Annotated in this window: 14 protein-coding genes; 3 read left to right on the top strand and 11 right to left on the bottom strand. The window is 42.5% G+C overall.

Going from position 1 to position 14,188, the window contains the following annotated elements; all coding sequences use genetic code 11:
• Positions 1 to 6: 6 nt before the first annotated feature.
• The 8 genes from GC098_RS36595 to GC098_RS36560 form a co-directional block, all read right to left on the bottom strand.
• Positions 7 to 258 (bottom strand): PfkB family carbohydrate kinase, encoded by a 252-nt coding sequence (locus tag GC098_RS36595; protein WP_246359166.1) that lies wholly within the window; start codon positions 256 to 258, stop codon positions 7 to 9.
• Positions 259 to 455: 197 nt separating this feature from the next.
• Positions 456 to 2,081 (bottom strand): ABC transporter substrate-binding protein, encoded by a 1,626-nt coding sequence (locus GC098_RS36590; RefSeq protein ID WP_246359165.1) that lies wholly within the window; start codon positions 2,079 to 2,081, stop codon positions 456 to 458.
• A gap of 80 nt (positions 2,082 to 2,161) precedes the next feature.
• Positions 2,162 to 3,058: a carbohydrate ABC transporter permease gene (locus GC098_RS36585; protein WP_171649244.1), complete on the bottom strand. Its 897-nt coding sequence runs from the start codon at positions 3,056 to 3,058 to the stop codon at positions 2,162 to 2,164.
• Positions 3,059 to 3,071: 13 nt separating this feature from the next.
• Complete coding sequence (locus GC098_RS36580; RefSeq protein WP_171649243.1) at positions 3,072 to 4,019, bottom strand: ABC transporter permease; 948 nt, start codon at positions 4,017 to 4,019, stop codon at positions 3,072 to 3,074.
• Between the two features lie 124 nt (positions 4,020 to 4,143).
• A complete protein-coding gene (locus GC098_RS36575) occupies positions 4,144 to 5,118 on the bottom strand; it encodes a LacI family DNA-binding transcriptional regulator (RefSeq protein ID WP_171649272.1) in 975 nt (324 codons plus the stop codon).
• Between the two features lie 154 nt (positions 5,119 to 5,272).
• A complete protein-coding gene (locus GC098_RS36570; protein ID WP_171649242.1) occupies positions 5,273 to 6,562 on the bottom strand; it encodes a Ger(x)C family spore germination protein in 1,290 nt (429 codons plus the stop codon).
• Positions 6,526 to 7,845, bottom strand: a complete 1,320-nt coding sequence (locus GC098_RS36565) for a spore germination protein (RefSeq protein ID WP_246359172.1) — start codon at positions 7,843 to 7,845, stop codon at positions 6,526 to 6,528. The genes GC098_RS36570 and GC098_RS36565 overlap by 37 nt, the downstream gene beginning before the upstream one ends.
• A gap of 24 nt (positions 7,846 to 7,869) precedes the next feature.
• Positions 7,870 to 8,064, bottom strand: coding sequence for a hypothetical protein (locus tag GC098_RS36560; RefSeq protein WP_171649240.1), 195 nt, complete (start codon positions 8,062 to 8,064; stop codon positions 7,870 to 7,872).
• A gap of 141 nt (positions 8,065 to 8,205) precedes the next feature.
• On the opposite strand from GC098_RS36560, the gene GC098_RS36555 reads away from it, so the two are divergent.
• The 3 genes from GC098_RS36555 to GC098_RS36545 all read left to right on the top strand — a co-directional run bounded on the left by GC098_RS36555 (position 8,206) and on the right by GC098_RS36545 (position 11,099).
• Positions 8,206 to 9,216 (top strand): GerAB/ArcD/ProY family transporter, encoded by a 1,011-nt coding sequence (locus GC098_RS36555; protein WP_216625555.1) that lies wholly within the window; start codon positions 8,206 to 8,208, stop codon positions 9,214 to 9,216.
• Between the two features lie 535 nt (positions 9,217 to 9,751).
• A complete protein-coding gene (locus GC098_RS41040; RefSeq protein WP_171649238.1) occupies positions 9,752 to 10,090 on the top strand; it encodes a glycoside hydrolase family 68 protein in 339 nt (112 codons plus the stop codon).
• A 10-nt stretch (positions 10,091 to 10,100) separates the two neighbouring features.
• Positions 10,101 to 11,099, top strand: coding sequence for a glycoside hydrolase family 68 protein (locus GC098_RS36545; RefSeq protein WP_171649271.1), 999 nt, complete (start codon positions 10,101 to 10,103; stop codon positions 11,097 to 11,099).
• Between the two features lie 235 nt (positions 11,100 to 11,334).
• Here the strand turns inward: GC098_RS36545 and GC098_RS36540 are convergent, their stop codons facing one another.
• The 3 genes from GC098_RS36540 to GC098_RS36530 are packed head-to-tail and all read right to left on the bottom strand — an operon-like array spanning position 11,335 to position 14,181.
• A complete protein-coding gene (locus tag GC098_RS36540; protein ID WP_171649237.1) occupies positions 11,335 to 12,210 on the bottom strand; it encodes a PRD domain-containing protein in 876 nt (291 codons plus the stop codon).
• Positions 12,211 to 12,248: 38 nt separating this feature from the next.
• Positions 12,249 to 12,752 carry a PTS sugar transporter subunit IIA gene (locus tag GC098_RS36535; protein ID WP_246359163.1) on the bottom strand — a complete coding sequence of 168 codons (504 nt, stop codon included), beginning with the start codon at positions 12,750 to 12,752 and terminating at the stop codon, positions 12,249 to 12,251.
• Positions 12,739 to 14,181, bottom strand: coding sequence for a PTS transporter subunit EIIC (locus tag GC098_RS36530; protein ID WP_171649236.1), 1,443 nt, complete (start codon positions 14,179 to 14,181; stop codon positions 12,739 to 12,741). The genes GC098_RS36535 and GC098_RS36530 overlap by 14 nt, the downstream gene beginning before the upstream one ends.
• Positions 14,182 to 14,188: the final 7 nt, after the last annotated feature.

The raw sequence follows: 14,188 nt of genomic DNA, 5'->3' as shown, positions 1-14,188 counted from the left end.
TGATCCTTATGTGTTATTTTTTTTCATTAAAGCGCGAATTTCTTCGATCGACGGCAAGCAACCATCAGCACCTAACGTAACTAAAATCAGCTTCGTTTGAGAACGTTCATAAATATATTGAGAGCCTCTTTCGAGATCTTTCATTCCCGTAATAAATTCAAGCTCTTCTTCCGATATCTTTAAAATATCCGCAAATATCAACCCGATCTCCATCCTGGATTTCGCATGGTTTAAGTCTTTCCATAGCGGAATTCGCATATTAGGATCGTAAGAAATAAGTAGACCATTTTATTGGGCATGGTAAACAGCTTTCATCGTTGCCGATAAAGCAGGTTCATGTGTCATGGAAAGAGATCTATGAATTGACCTTTGATTTCCTTTGCCAATTCTTTATATTTTAAAAAAAGCTGGAACGTAAAGCTAAGGTGTTCCGACTTTCATTTGCGTTTATCTTTTTACTTTTGTGCAGCTTTGTAGCGATCCAGACCTTTTTGATAGATGGCCATCACTTCATCTAATCCCATTGACTTTACTTGCTTCACATAATTGTCCCAAGTTTGGTCAGTGACTCCATCAATGAGGAACTTAGCCCTTTGCGCGTTGACAAATTTGATCAAGTCAGGTTCGATTTTATTAATCTTTTCCAATTCATCCGGTTGGAAGAATATCGTCGGGTAATTCTCTTTCTCCATGTAAGGCTCGTAGTATTTGGCAAGATCTTGCTTTCTTTGTTTGGCGCGCGGCTCCATATCGACAATCGTTTGAAAGTCTTTTTTCGTAATGACACCCACTCCGTTCGGTGCCACTTTTTGACGGTATTCACCCATGGCTACGCCGGCGGGAAGAGGCAGGTTAACCAATTTGCCGTTAGCGTCCTTTTCATAAATGACGCCGATCGGGCCCCAATGGATTTGTGCCGCCATATAAGGCTCATACTGCTCGTCAAACCATCTCATTGTGATCTCAGGATTTTTGTTTGCCTTTGTAATGACAACAGCGCCTCTACCTGGACCGCCGCCGTTGCCGCGCCCGATATCTTTTTTACCCGTAGGTCCTACAAGAGGCGGGACAAGCGCATAATCTTTTGCACGATCTGCCCCAACTACCTCTTCAATTTCCCACCAGACGTAAGAACCCAATGTCTCATCTGGGGTTTTGCCTTTCGCCAAATATTGTGGAGGCTGCTGCGTAAATGATTCCGGATCGATAAGTCCCTGTTTGTACCATTTTTCATTAAAATACTTTAATGCTTCTTTGTACTCGGGTTGAACCGCCGTGAAAATGACTTTGCCGTCGCGGACAATGCGGTGGTCCAGGTTGTCGGGCATACCGAATGCCCCGAATAGACCGCTGATATCCATACACCAGCCCATTTCCATAAAGCTGAGCGGAATTTCGTCCTTTTTGCCGTTGCCGTTCGGATCTTGATTTTTGAAGGCAAGCAAATCATTGGTGTAATCATCCAATGTCTCCGGCATTTTTAAGCCCAATTTGTCAAGCCACTTCTTGTTGATGACATGGAAGAAAGGATTTGTACCGAGTTCGTTCTCCTCCCAAGTCGGGAGCCCGTAAATGTGACCGTCGGGAGCCGTTATCGCCGCTTTAAGATCAGGGCGTTCCTTCAACAATTTACTGAGATTCGGCGCATACTGATCAATCAACTTTTCTAATGGAATAATGGTCCCGTCTTTACCGTAAGTAATCAGCTCATAATCGGAAAAATCTGCATTATAGAAAGCATCAGGCAGATCCCCGCTGGCGAGGAGCAAGTTTTTCTTTTCTTTATAATCCGTATCGGGAATGTTGTTCCAATCAATGTGAACATTGGTGCTCTTCTCGAGCCTTTTGAAAATTTCCATCTCATTATAACTTGGCGCAAGCGCCGCTTTAGGAGAAACCATTTTCAACGTGACAGGTTTGTTTACGATAAGTTCTCCGGTTTTATTAAAGTTTCCGTCACTTGTGCTGCTGGGCTTATTTGTACTGTCAGCCCCTTGCTTATTTTCCGACTTCGAACATGCGGTCAATACCATCGTACAGCTTAACACCATGCATAAACCTGTAGAAATCACTTTTTTCATGCTCATTTTCCTCCCTTTTTAGTTAAACAATTATTATCAATCACCTAAATTCCTAGGAACTCAGAGGATTTTTGCGGAGACTAACCTTTGATGGACCCTATCATGACGCCTTTGACAAAGTACCGTTGAAGGAAAGGGTAAAGGCATAAAAGCGGCACGCTTGCAACGATAATAACTCCATATTTGATAAGTTCGGTCACTCTCAGCTTGGCTGCGTATGACTCCACATCAACCATCATGTTCGGACCCACCTGGTTTTGCACAAGTATGTTTCGCAGTACCAATTGAAGAGGATACAATTTATCATTATTCAAATAAATCAATGCATCAAAGAAACTGTTCCAGAACCCAACCGCATGGAACAATACCATAACGGCGATGACCGGCTTGGATAAAGGAAGAACGAAACTTAAGAAAAACTTCGTATTGGAGCATCCGTCGATAAATGCTGCTTCTCTCATTTCGTCCGGAATCGTGCTTTGAAAAAACGTTCTGACGATAATGATATTAAATACTCCTGCAGCATTCGGGATCACTAGAGCCCACATCGTATTGAGCATGCCTAAATCTTTGACCAAAAGATATGTCGGGATTAGTCCTCCGCCAAAAAACATGGTGAAAACGAAAAACCAAGTGAACAATGTTTTGCCATAAAAATCTTTACGTGAAAGCGGATACGCGGCAAGTAAAGTCAACGCTACACTTATCACAGTGCCGACAATCGCGTAGATAAAGGAATTGGCATAACCGATCCAAATCATCTTATCGCTAAAAATCCGCTGGTAGCCGTCTAATGTAATGCCTTTTGGAAAAAGCCATACTTCCCCTGCATAAATACGGTTCGGATCGCTAAATGAAGCGATAAAAACAAAATATAAAGGGTACAGAATTAATAATGCGAAGATAGTAAGAAACGTATAGTTTAACCAATCAAAAGTAAGATCGCCTTTAGACCGTCTTTTCAATAAAGATCCCATTGGTTAGCCTCCATTACCACAAACTCGTCTCAGTTATTTTGCGGGCAACCCGGTTGACTGTAATTAGCAGCAGGACATTGATGACGGAATTAAACAACCCTACCGCAGCGGAAAAACTATACTGTGCTTTTTGGATCCCTTGAGTATACACATAGGTAGGGATAATCTCAGAAGTAGAAAGATTTAAATCCGACTGCATCAAGAATGCTTTCTCGAAACCGATACTCATGATATTCCCCAAGGCAAGAACCAGCAAAATGATGATGGTCGGCATGATCCCGGGTATATCGACATGCCTGACTCTATTCCATTTGCTTGCGCCATCCATGATCGCAGCCTCATGCAATTCGGGATTAACCCCAGCCAATGCGGCTAAATAGATAATGGTAGCGAAGCCGGTTTCCTGCCATATCCCCGATAAGATGTATAGCGGTCTAAACCAGTTGGCATCTGACATGAACAATATCGGCTTCCCGCCAAACCACGTGACCAAATGATTGACGATGCCGCTGTTGGGCGATAAGAAAACATACAACATCCCGACTAACACGACGGTGGATATAAAATTCGGGGCGTATATGACCGTCTGCACAAATTTTTTATATTTTTTATTCATCAATTGATTAAGCATGATTGCAATAATAATCGGCATCGGAAACCCGAATAAGAGCGAAAGTAAGCTAAGGCTTACCGTATTCCGAATGATCTGCCAGAAATTATAGGATTCAAAAAACCTCGTGAAATTATCAAATCCGACCCAATCGCTTCCCCAGATTCCTTTAGAGGCTACAAAATGTTTAAATGCAATTTGTACACCGTACATGGGGTAATATTTGAATACGAGATAAAGCACAACTACAGGTAAGATAAACAGGTACAGCTCATAATTCGCTTTGATCCTGATCCACGTTTTATTTTTCTTAATGACCGCAACATATCGAGTGGTTGTGGTTGTTTCCATTGGAACCCTCCTATTGCCTAATATTATTCGTTAGATTATTCATTGAAACGTTTCCAAAAATGAATTTAAAAAAGGATATCAATCGTTGAAACGTTTCCAAATCAATCTAAAAAAATTTGATTAGCTAAGTCGTCTCTCCCGCTCTATAAATGACAGGTATTCGATAAGTCTCTTGTTCCAAAGTCTCATCTTCAATCTTTCTTAGGAGCAGTTTGACCGACGTTCTAGCCATTTCTTCAACCGGCTGCCGGATCGTTGATAATATCGGGTGAAACAATTGATTATCTTGAATGCCGTCATAACCGATTACTTTAACATCCTCTGGAGTTCGTATTCCATATGCTTTAGCTCTATCTATATATTTGGCGGCAAATATATCCGTTATGGCAAATATGCCGTCCACATCCCGGTGTTCTTTAACTTTAAAGAAATTTCCAAAATATTTATTATCATCTATAATCGGATCAGACTCCTCATAGACGATATATTCAATGCCTTGAGCCTCGGCTTCATCAACAAATCCTTTTCTCCGGAGCATCGTCTCACTATAAACAGAAGTAACGGCTCCAAGAAACGCCGGTTTTTTGGCGCCTGCCTTAACAAGCTCTCTCAAGGCGATACGGCCGCCGGCATAATTATCTGAGGTCACACATGTAATTTTTTTCGCAAAATGACGATCGATGCTAACAATCGGGATATCTGTGCTCACACTATCTTCGATGTCATTGTAAGTGATCCCTACAATGCCTGCCACTTTATTCTGATTGAGCATATCGATATAATACAGCTCTTTGTCCGGCTTACCTCCACTATTGCAGAGTATTAATTTAAACCCTTCTCGATCAAGCTCATCCTCGATGTAATAGGCAAGTTCCGAAAAAAACGGATTCCATATACTTGGCAGTAAAAGCGCTACCATTTTTGACTTTTGCATTTTAAAGTTTCTTGCCACTTCGTTCGGAATATACCCTAATTGCTGGATCGCCGCTTTTACTTTCTCTCTTGTTTCGGCCTTTACAGATATATGATTGTTGATGACTCGTGAAACAGTGCCAACCGCAACTCCAGCTAAGTCTGCAACATCTTTGATGCTAGGCACTTTAATACCTCCATTAATCTTTGATGTCATCATCATATCATAGCTTTGGAAACGTTTCAATAAAGAAATTTAGGAGCAACTTTTATGATTCGGAACGTGATGCAGCCCCTGGGAAAAGAGAGAATGTGGTAAAAAAGTATCCTAATTTTTCAGCTTAATCCCTCATTTCTGGGGTCTTGCTAGAAAGACCGGTACGAACCACTGTTACATGGGGATTAATCTTGACTTCCAGATTCGGAAACACGTCGTCCCATCGATTTTTAAATTGTTTTTTCCACACTTTGGGATAGGTTCGATATACCGCATTGCCAAACCCAAATATATCGCAATTCAATTGTTTTTGCGCCTTATGGAGGGCTAATTGAATCCTTTCCTTCACATCCTTTTCCAGCAATGTTTGAACATATTCCAAAACCTTGGGGTCTCCTAGATCTAATTTCGAGCCATTTTCATGGATTTCATTTTCTGCATGAATGTTCACTTCCATTTTTACTTTGTTCCCCATAAGAATTGGTTTGACCTTGGTCTTTTCCCTTATTAACATCGCACTTATTTTCCCCCCACCTTTTTCTTTAGGTATATTGACCGTAATTATTGCCGTCTTCAATTCATTCCGAAGCCAGAGAATCCCCCGTGTTTCCTCGTCATTCATCCAGCCAACTAATTTATCTTGATGGAAAACAGCCGCTCCAACGATGGCGGGAGTCAGCCTTTCTTTGTCTGATGGCATATTTCTTAGGGAATACTGCTCCCCCTTGATCTCCTCCGGCCTTTCCTCCACTCGAGCTGCGACTGGAGATATCCCTTCCGTTGTAAGCATATCGATAAAATCCTTTTGCATGATTCTTAATCCTACCCGTTCGTTTTCCTCTTCGCGGATTACTTCTGCATTATATCTTTCTAACTTAGGGGTCAGTTTTAGAAGGGGGGCCGCTTCCCCTTTTGAAAACAAAATTAAACCACGTAGACGGGCCCCCCTTCCTCTTGAAAAATAATCCAGTATGGGGAAAACACCATCCCTTGCAGCCTTTTCACCAATAATGAGAACCCGGTTTTGAGAAAAGAAAATACGGCGAGATACTTTTTTTTGAAGTCTCCTGTAGGCATCCAATACCGTTTCCCCTGCCTCTGAAACGAGAAGCGTCATTTCATTTCCGCCTCCTCCTCCACCACCACTGGCTCCAATAGGTCCAAGTCTCATCGGAATGGGCACTTGCAGAGCGATACGGATATTCCCATCACTCAACTTATCAATTGCCACTGCAGTTACGATAGCAATATCATTAACCTCTACCCGGCTCCAACAGCCGGTTAATAACAGTGATAACGTGGTAAGAATGATCAGGATACCTTGTTTTCTCATGAATGGTTTCCTTTCCAAAAATAGAGGAGCTTTCAGGCGTTTCTTTATTCTTTTGATCGGGACAATTTCATCATCCCCCATCGAGGTAAACGCAGGTAAATATCTTTGAGACTTTTGAAATTCAGTGGCGCCATTGGAGACAGATAAGGAACACTAAAGGAACGAAGCCGTGCCATATGGATTAAAAGTATCAAATACGCCATTAATAAGCCGTAAAGACCCAATGTAGCGGCAAAGATCATCATTGGAAATCGAAGCAAGCGTATGGCTATTCCTTGGCTGAAGGTTGGAAAAATAAAGGACGATATTCCAGTAATCGAGACGATAATGATCATCGTCGCCGAAACAATCCCCGCCTGAACAGCCGCCTGCCCAATCACAAGGGCCCCCACAATACTGACTGCTTGCCCAACGGTTCGAGGGAGACGTATCCCTGCTTCCCGTAAGCATTCGAAAAAAATTTCCATAATTAAAGCTTCCACAAACGCTGGAAAAGGAACGGTCTCCCTAGAGGAAGAGATACTAAGCAATAGGGTCGTGGGCAGCATTTCTTGGTGAAAAGTCGTCACTGCAATATAAAGAGAAGGCAGGAGTAAAGCGGTTACCATCATAACGAAACGAAGCCAGCGGATTACGGTAGAAAATATATAATTCTGGTTATAATCCTCGCTCGATTGAAGCATTTCAAAAAAATTAACCGGAACAAGGAGAGCAAACGGCGTATTATCCACGATAATTCCAATTTTCCCTTCTAATAAATAGGCAGCCACTTTATCCGGGCGTTCGGTATTGTTTACTTGGGGAAAGACGGAATAGGGGCTGTCAACAATGAGTTCTTCGATATATGCGCTATCTAGGACGGCATCAATATTAATACGGCTGATTCGTTCCTTGACTTCCGCAACTAAAGATTCCTGTACTACTCCTTCAAGGTAAGTAATCACAATATTCGTATCCGATAACTTCCCTACTTTCATAGCTTCCATTTTAAGCTGAGGAGTTTTTAATCTTCTTCGGATTAAACTCGTATTGGTTCTCAGGTCTTCTGTAAATCCTTCCCTCTGGCCGCGAATGACTGCTTCCGTAGCCGGTTCTTCCACGGATCTCTTTTCCCAACCCTTGGCACTGATAAAAAGCGCTTGATGCACACCATTTAGTAATAAAGCGGCATCACCCGATAAAATATGATTCACCGTATCCTGAATACTTTGCCCCATGCTGATCTGTGCAGTGTAAATGACTTGATCTTGAAGCAAGGCCGCCATTTCTTTTAATGGAAACCTCGATGGCATAGATAATATACTTTTCCCATATTCCAATAAGGGTTTCATTACATCTGAATCAATCGTTTCCATGTCGACCATACCATCCAAAAAAATCAGTGCTCCTTATTGCACCCCGCCCAGTTGAAATTCCCGGAATACGATATCGGAAGCTCGGTCAAATATTTTTTTCAATTTATTCAATTCATCTTCATAATCCCCTGTGAAAGCATCCAATTTTGATTCATCTTGCTTATTAAGGGACGCCTTCTGATCATTTCGATTGGAATTTTTAAAATTTTTTTTTAGCCAATACATCATCTTCTTTTAGAACACCCCCTGCTCACCCTAATTTTTTATATTGTAACCACATTTATGAAAAAAACAGGACATGATACAAAAGTTTGTTCATAATATATATGTGTGCAAAAAAAGGGAAAAAGAGAAGGCAAAGAAACCACTATGGAGAGAATCTCACCTAAGCAATTATTTATGCTTACAATGTTGTTTCAGATTGGTTCGACAGTTATATTCGGTTTTGCTTCCAATGCCGGGAGAGATGCGTGGATAGCTACCTTAATATCTACTGGAATCGGAATCTTCATTATTTTCATATATACACTCTTAATGCAGCTTCTGCCAGGTTTGACTCTTGTTGAATGGTTTCAAACCCAGTTCGGTCAATGGCTAGGTACCCCGATTGCTTGGTTGTTTCCCATTCTTTTTCTATATAACGCTGGACGAACACTCGGTGATGTAAAGGATTTACTTATTACGACCATTTTACCGGGTACACCTGAGTGGATCGTTCTTGGTTTGTTCATGATCGCTATCACTTATGTTCTATTAAGTGGAATAGAGGTTATAGCCAGACTCGCTGAAATGATTTTACCTGTCATTTTATTGTTGTTCTTTATTGAGATCATCTTAATTTTTGGATCGCATACGATTCATTTTGAGAGATTGCAGCCTATATTGGGAGAAGGATGGGGACGTGTTTGGAAAGCGGTATGGCCGTTAGGTATACTCCAATCCTTTGGGGAGACAATTGCATTTGCTATGATATGGCCTTTAACCAAACAACCGGAGCGGATTAGGAAAACGACTATCCTCGCAACAATTTTATTCGGGATGAGCATTACAATTTTCGATGTATTGGCGATTCTAACTTTTGGTGAAGGAACCTTTTCATCCAGTTCTTATCCCTTATTTAGACTTGCCAAAGTTATTAGTATCGCGGATTTCTTAGAAAACCTGGATGCGTTAGGAATTTTGTACTTTGTTAGTACAGCCTTTTTTAAAACGACTTTGCAAATGTATACAGCCATTCGGGGAATCCAGCAATTGATGTACATTCATAACAGTCATTTGCTTATTTATCCTACAGCGGTCATCGTCCTCTATTTAGGTCTGACCATATCTAAGAGTACTGCCGAGCATGTATTTTCCGCCATGAAAATATTTCCTTGTTGAATCGGTGATTTCGATGTTTTTTTTACCAAGTCTGTTATTCATTGTAGTATGGTTCAGGAAAAAATATATAAGGAGTGAGCCAAAAAATGGATAAATTCATATGGCCATGGCAGTCCAAAGTTCTTATAAACTATCCTTGGGCAAGGCTAATTTTTTTTGTTTTACTGTCATTAATTTTATCCATAATTACTTGGATTAGAAGGCAAAAATAGGAGCATTTTGCATCGCCGTATAATGATACTAATTGCCCCGCGAAGCCACGAGAGCTTATTAGACTGATTTTTAAGTCGTTATACCTATTGATATTAGTCGTCCTTCCGAATATAATGTTGGTGAATTTAATATTGTAGGATTGTAACTGGTTAGCAGGCAAGACCTAGAATGTGTTAAGAGCGAATTGTACCTTTATTGTACAATCTCTTAAACATTTTAGGTCTTTTTTGTTACCTCTTTGATGGGAGGGATTGAAAAAAAAGGAACGTCAAAAACACTAAAATGATGCCAAATACTTCATAACAAAAAGGAGCTGCAAGTAATGAAATGGAATTTCGATAAAATAGGGAAATCTCTAGCTGCCGCGGTAATAGGAATTACTGCAATTTTAACACCCGCCATCAGTTCAACCGTCTTGGCGCAAGGAACGGCAGCTGTATCCAATTGGACCCGTGAGGTTGCAAGTCAAATCAAATTGAATGATAGTAATACGGCGCCAATCATAAACAAAGAAGATCTGGAAAAAATGTCTCCGGACTATCTTGTATGGGATACGTGGCCTTTGCAAGACCGGCAAGGACATCCCGCGGTGGTCAATGGTTATAAAATTATCTTTGCTCTAACGGTACCAAGAGACGTCATTCCCGGAAAAGCGCCATGATACGGCTGAAATCCGCTATTTTTATTCAAAGGACGGTAAGGGTTGGGAACTCGGAGGGTTAGTATTCAACGATGGAAAAGCTTTGGGTTCCAGACAATGGGCAGGTTCCGCTTTTATTGATAAAGACGGGAAAATTCATATGTTCTATACCGCAACGGGACGCAAAAATGAAACTCGCCTTACTTATGAGCAACGTATAGCTACTACTACCGGTGACATTGTCACAACCAATACTACGGTGACATTTAAAAATTGGTCTGACCACAAAATTATCCTCGAACCGGACGGAAAATATTATCAAACTCAAGAACAATCCAATCTAGGGGACCTTTCCTATTCCTTCCGCGATCCGTATTTCTTCGAAGATCCTAAATCGGGTGAACAATATATTTTATTTGAAGCAAATACCAGTGGAACTGCTGCGGAACGGACCTGTCAGCCTGAACAGATCGGATCGATAGAATTCCGCCAAACCCACGATACTCCGGAAAAGGCAAAACTATATAACGGTAGTATCGGTATTGCCAAAGCGTCCAACGGAAATCTAACGGAATTTAAAGAACTCCCTCCACTCTTGGAAGCAAACTGTGTAAATGAAGAACTTGAGCGTCCAAGCGTGATCGTAAAAGGCAATAACTACTATCTGTTTACCAAAACACACACTGGAAAATTTGCCCCCGGACTTAAAGGGCCGGAAGGGCTTTACGGCTTTACTTCGAGCTCCTTATTCGGAAGCTATAAACCACTTAATGGCAGCGGGCTGGTGATTGGTAATCCGGGAGACAATCCGTATCAAGGTTACTCCTGGTTGGTAATGCCCAATGGAACAGTAATTAGTTATGTTGAATATGTTGATGTCGAAGGAAAATCAATTGATGAGATTGGTCAGGAATCACCTGAGTATCAAAAGGAACATTTTGGAGGAATGCTTGCGCCGTCGTTGAAAATTTCGATAACCCAGGATCGCACAGACATAGTCACTGAAAAGAAACAAGGGGTTTTCAAGTAAGATAACGTAAAGACCCTGCGATGCATTGATAGGCCTCTCCTCAATCACAGGAGAGGCTTTTTGTAATGTTCCTAACTGTATTCAAAACAACCGGATGGTTCCGCAAGGAAGAGGACACGGCGCTCTCCCATATATGGTAGGTAAACGATACTCTTTGTAATTTGTGTCTGTCTTTTCAATCCTATTGATCCACTATCGTATCCGCTTTCAAAGTTGGATTCCGATCTTCCGAAATTTAAGCGTCGTCCTCACCAAGTAAAGAGCCATCTAGCGGCACAACGAATCTCGAATAAATCCTTTGGATGTGCATGGAGATGTAGGCCAGCTCCGCTTCCGGGAATTCAAATTCGTACTCCTCACTCACAAATTCACCGATTTTTTGGGCACAAGCGAATGATCTGCGGTACTTGTTTTTGATGATTTGAACCATGTCCGGTTCCATTTCGTGAAAAGCCTCGCCCGTACTCGAACGTTGGATAGCGAAACGCAAAAAAGTAACCAACCGCTCGTAAGATACCGTTTCGTCAGAAATGCGGATATTCAGTTCTTGTTCGATCTCATCGATAATGTCTCTAATCATCGTGGTAATATCCAGTGTTTTCGCCATATCTCCCGCATTGATTCTTGCCGTATGGATGTGCAGGGCGATATAGCCTACTTCATCTTCCGGGATTTCGATCCCGATTTTCTCTTGAATCAAAGTTTGCGCCAAACGGGCGATCTGAAACTCTTTGGCGTACAACACTTTTATTTCGTTGAGCAATGTATTTTGAATGACCATGCCTTTCGCCAAGCGTTCGATCGCAAAGGAAAGATGATCGGTAAGCGCAATATGTATATGTTCGTGCAGGACAACTCCCAGCTCTCTTTCGGCATGAGAAATGAGCTCCTCCGCCACCTGAATATGCTCTTCCGGGAGCGTAGTCAATATTTGCTCGAACTTTTGGTATTTCGACTCGTCCTTCATAACAAACACTTTTTCTATTCGTGACTGATCAACCGGATCGTTCTTCGTTTTTTGAAATCCGATGCCTGCTCCCATAACAATTTGTTCTTCATTTCCGTCGTTGACGACAACCGCATTATTGTTCAGAATTCGTTTTATTTTCATAATTCCTCCCTAGCTCTTATTATCGTCGATTTTTGTTTTTAATGTTTTAATCGGATCCTCATGAGCGGCGTTACGCCTGCTTTCGCAAGATCCGGGAACTGAATATCAAGCCAATCGATCACTTCCGGATTGATGATGAAAATCGGAGTAATCGCGCTTGTCGCTTTCCGCTTGACCAGTTCCGGGGAAAAATCGATCAGAGGCTGACCCGTTATTACCCGATCGCCTTTTTGGACATGGGCATGAAAGCCTTCCCCCCTCATGGACACGGTATCCAGGCCGATGTGAATAATCAGTTCCACTCCATTAATCGAACGCATCACGACTGCATGCTTGGACGGCAAAATTGCCACCACCTCTCCGTCTACTGGAGAGAGCACTATTCCTGCCACGGGCTCGATCGCAATCCCGTGTTCCCGCAGCATAGTGGAGAACACGGGATCCGGCACATCCGCCAGTTTCAGTACTTTGCCGCTGAGCGGAGACAAAATAATCTCCTCCGGTTGCCCTTGTTTTGTACCCAACCACTTACTTAACATCATTGGATCCTCTCTCTTCATTTATACCGAGCATCAACGTGGTTAAGAATGCGGAACCGACCGCGAGGCAAAAACCGATCAAATAATGCAGCAAATTTGGCATTCCGAGTGGAGCTATGATAGCTATCATTGGAATGCCTGTCAAGCCGTACGAATTTGCCGCCACATGGGCAAATACCACATAGGCGCCCCCTAACGCCCCGCCGACGGCTGCACCGATGAGCGGCCGGATCAGCTTCAAATTCACCCCGAAAATAACGGGTTCAATGATTCCCAAAAACGAAGATAGTGAGCTAGAGATGGCGATTCTCTTCAACGATTGATTTCGTGTCATAAAAAACACGGCCAGTCCCGCACCGCCTTGACTTACATTCGCCATGGACCAAATCGGAAGCAAAAGGTTCACACCGATTTTCGGATCGGCAAGCAACCCGGCTTCGATCATATTGAAGCTGTGATGTAAACCGGTCATAACGATCAGCGGGTATAATCCGCCAAAAAAGAATCCGGCTATCATTCCCGCCTTCATATAAATAATCATTAATGCGCCAGAAATGAAACTGCCAATGAAAGTCCCCAATGGACCGAGCACCAACAGAGATACCGTACCGGTAATAAAAATCGTCACAAACGGTACGACAAGCAGGTCCAACGCGGGAGGAATGATTTTTCTCAGTCCTTTTTCAAGCTTGCTCATCAGGTAAACGGACAATAGAATGGGAATCACAGTACCTTGGTATCCGATCATAGTGAAGCGATTACCGAAAACGTCCATAGTGTCCATGATTCTATGAACGAGCCCCACAGGATCCGTCAGAGAGGGATGAGTCAAAATTCCGCCGATGACCGCCCCCATAAAGGGCGAGCTGCCAAACTCTTTGGCGGCACTGAAACCGATCAGTACCGGCAGAATGATGAATGCGGCACTCGAAAAAATGCCCAGCATTCTCATCCAATCGCTATCCGGCGCCCCCCAATGGAACGCCTTCATCATCCCGAGCAGTCCTGTCAATAGTCCGCTGGCCACAATCACTGGAATAATCGGCACAAAAATTTGGGACAGCATTTGGAACAGCCGGACGAGTGGATTCAGGTTATTCTTCGCCGTTACCGAAAGATTTGGATCAGCGGGCTTGTCCGGTTCGTTCGCGTACGCTGCCATTAGCGCCCTATGCACATTGTTCACAGTACCGGTTCCAAACATAATTTGGTATTGACCGGATCGGACAAATACCCCTTCCACACCTTTTATTTGTTCGATTTTGGCTACATCCACTTTGCTGTCGTCGTGAAGAATCAAACGAAGACGGGTCGCGCAGTGGGAAGCATCAACGATATTATTCTTGCCGCCCAATAATAACAGCAGCTTTTGGGCTATTTGTTGCAGGTCTGCTCTGATCGTTCTCTCCCCCTCTCGGTACGGCTTCAACATTATAACA

This window comes from Paenibacillus phytorum (assembly GCF_013141715.1).
Classification (GTDB): Bacteria; Bacillota; Bacilli; order Paenibacillales; family NBRC-103111; genus Paenibacillus_E; species Paenibacillus_E phytorum.
This window is presented reverse-complemented; position numbering and strand designations above follow the sequence as displayed.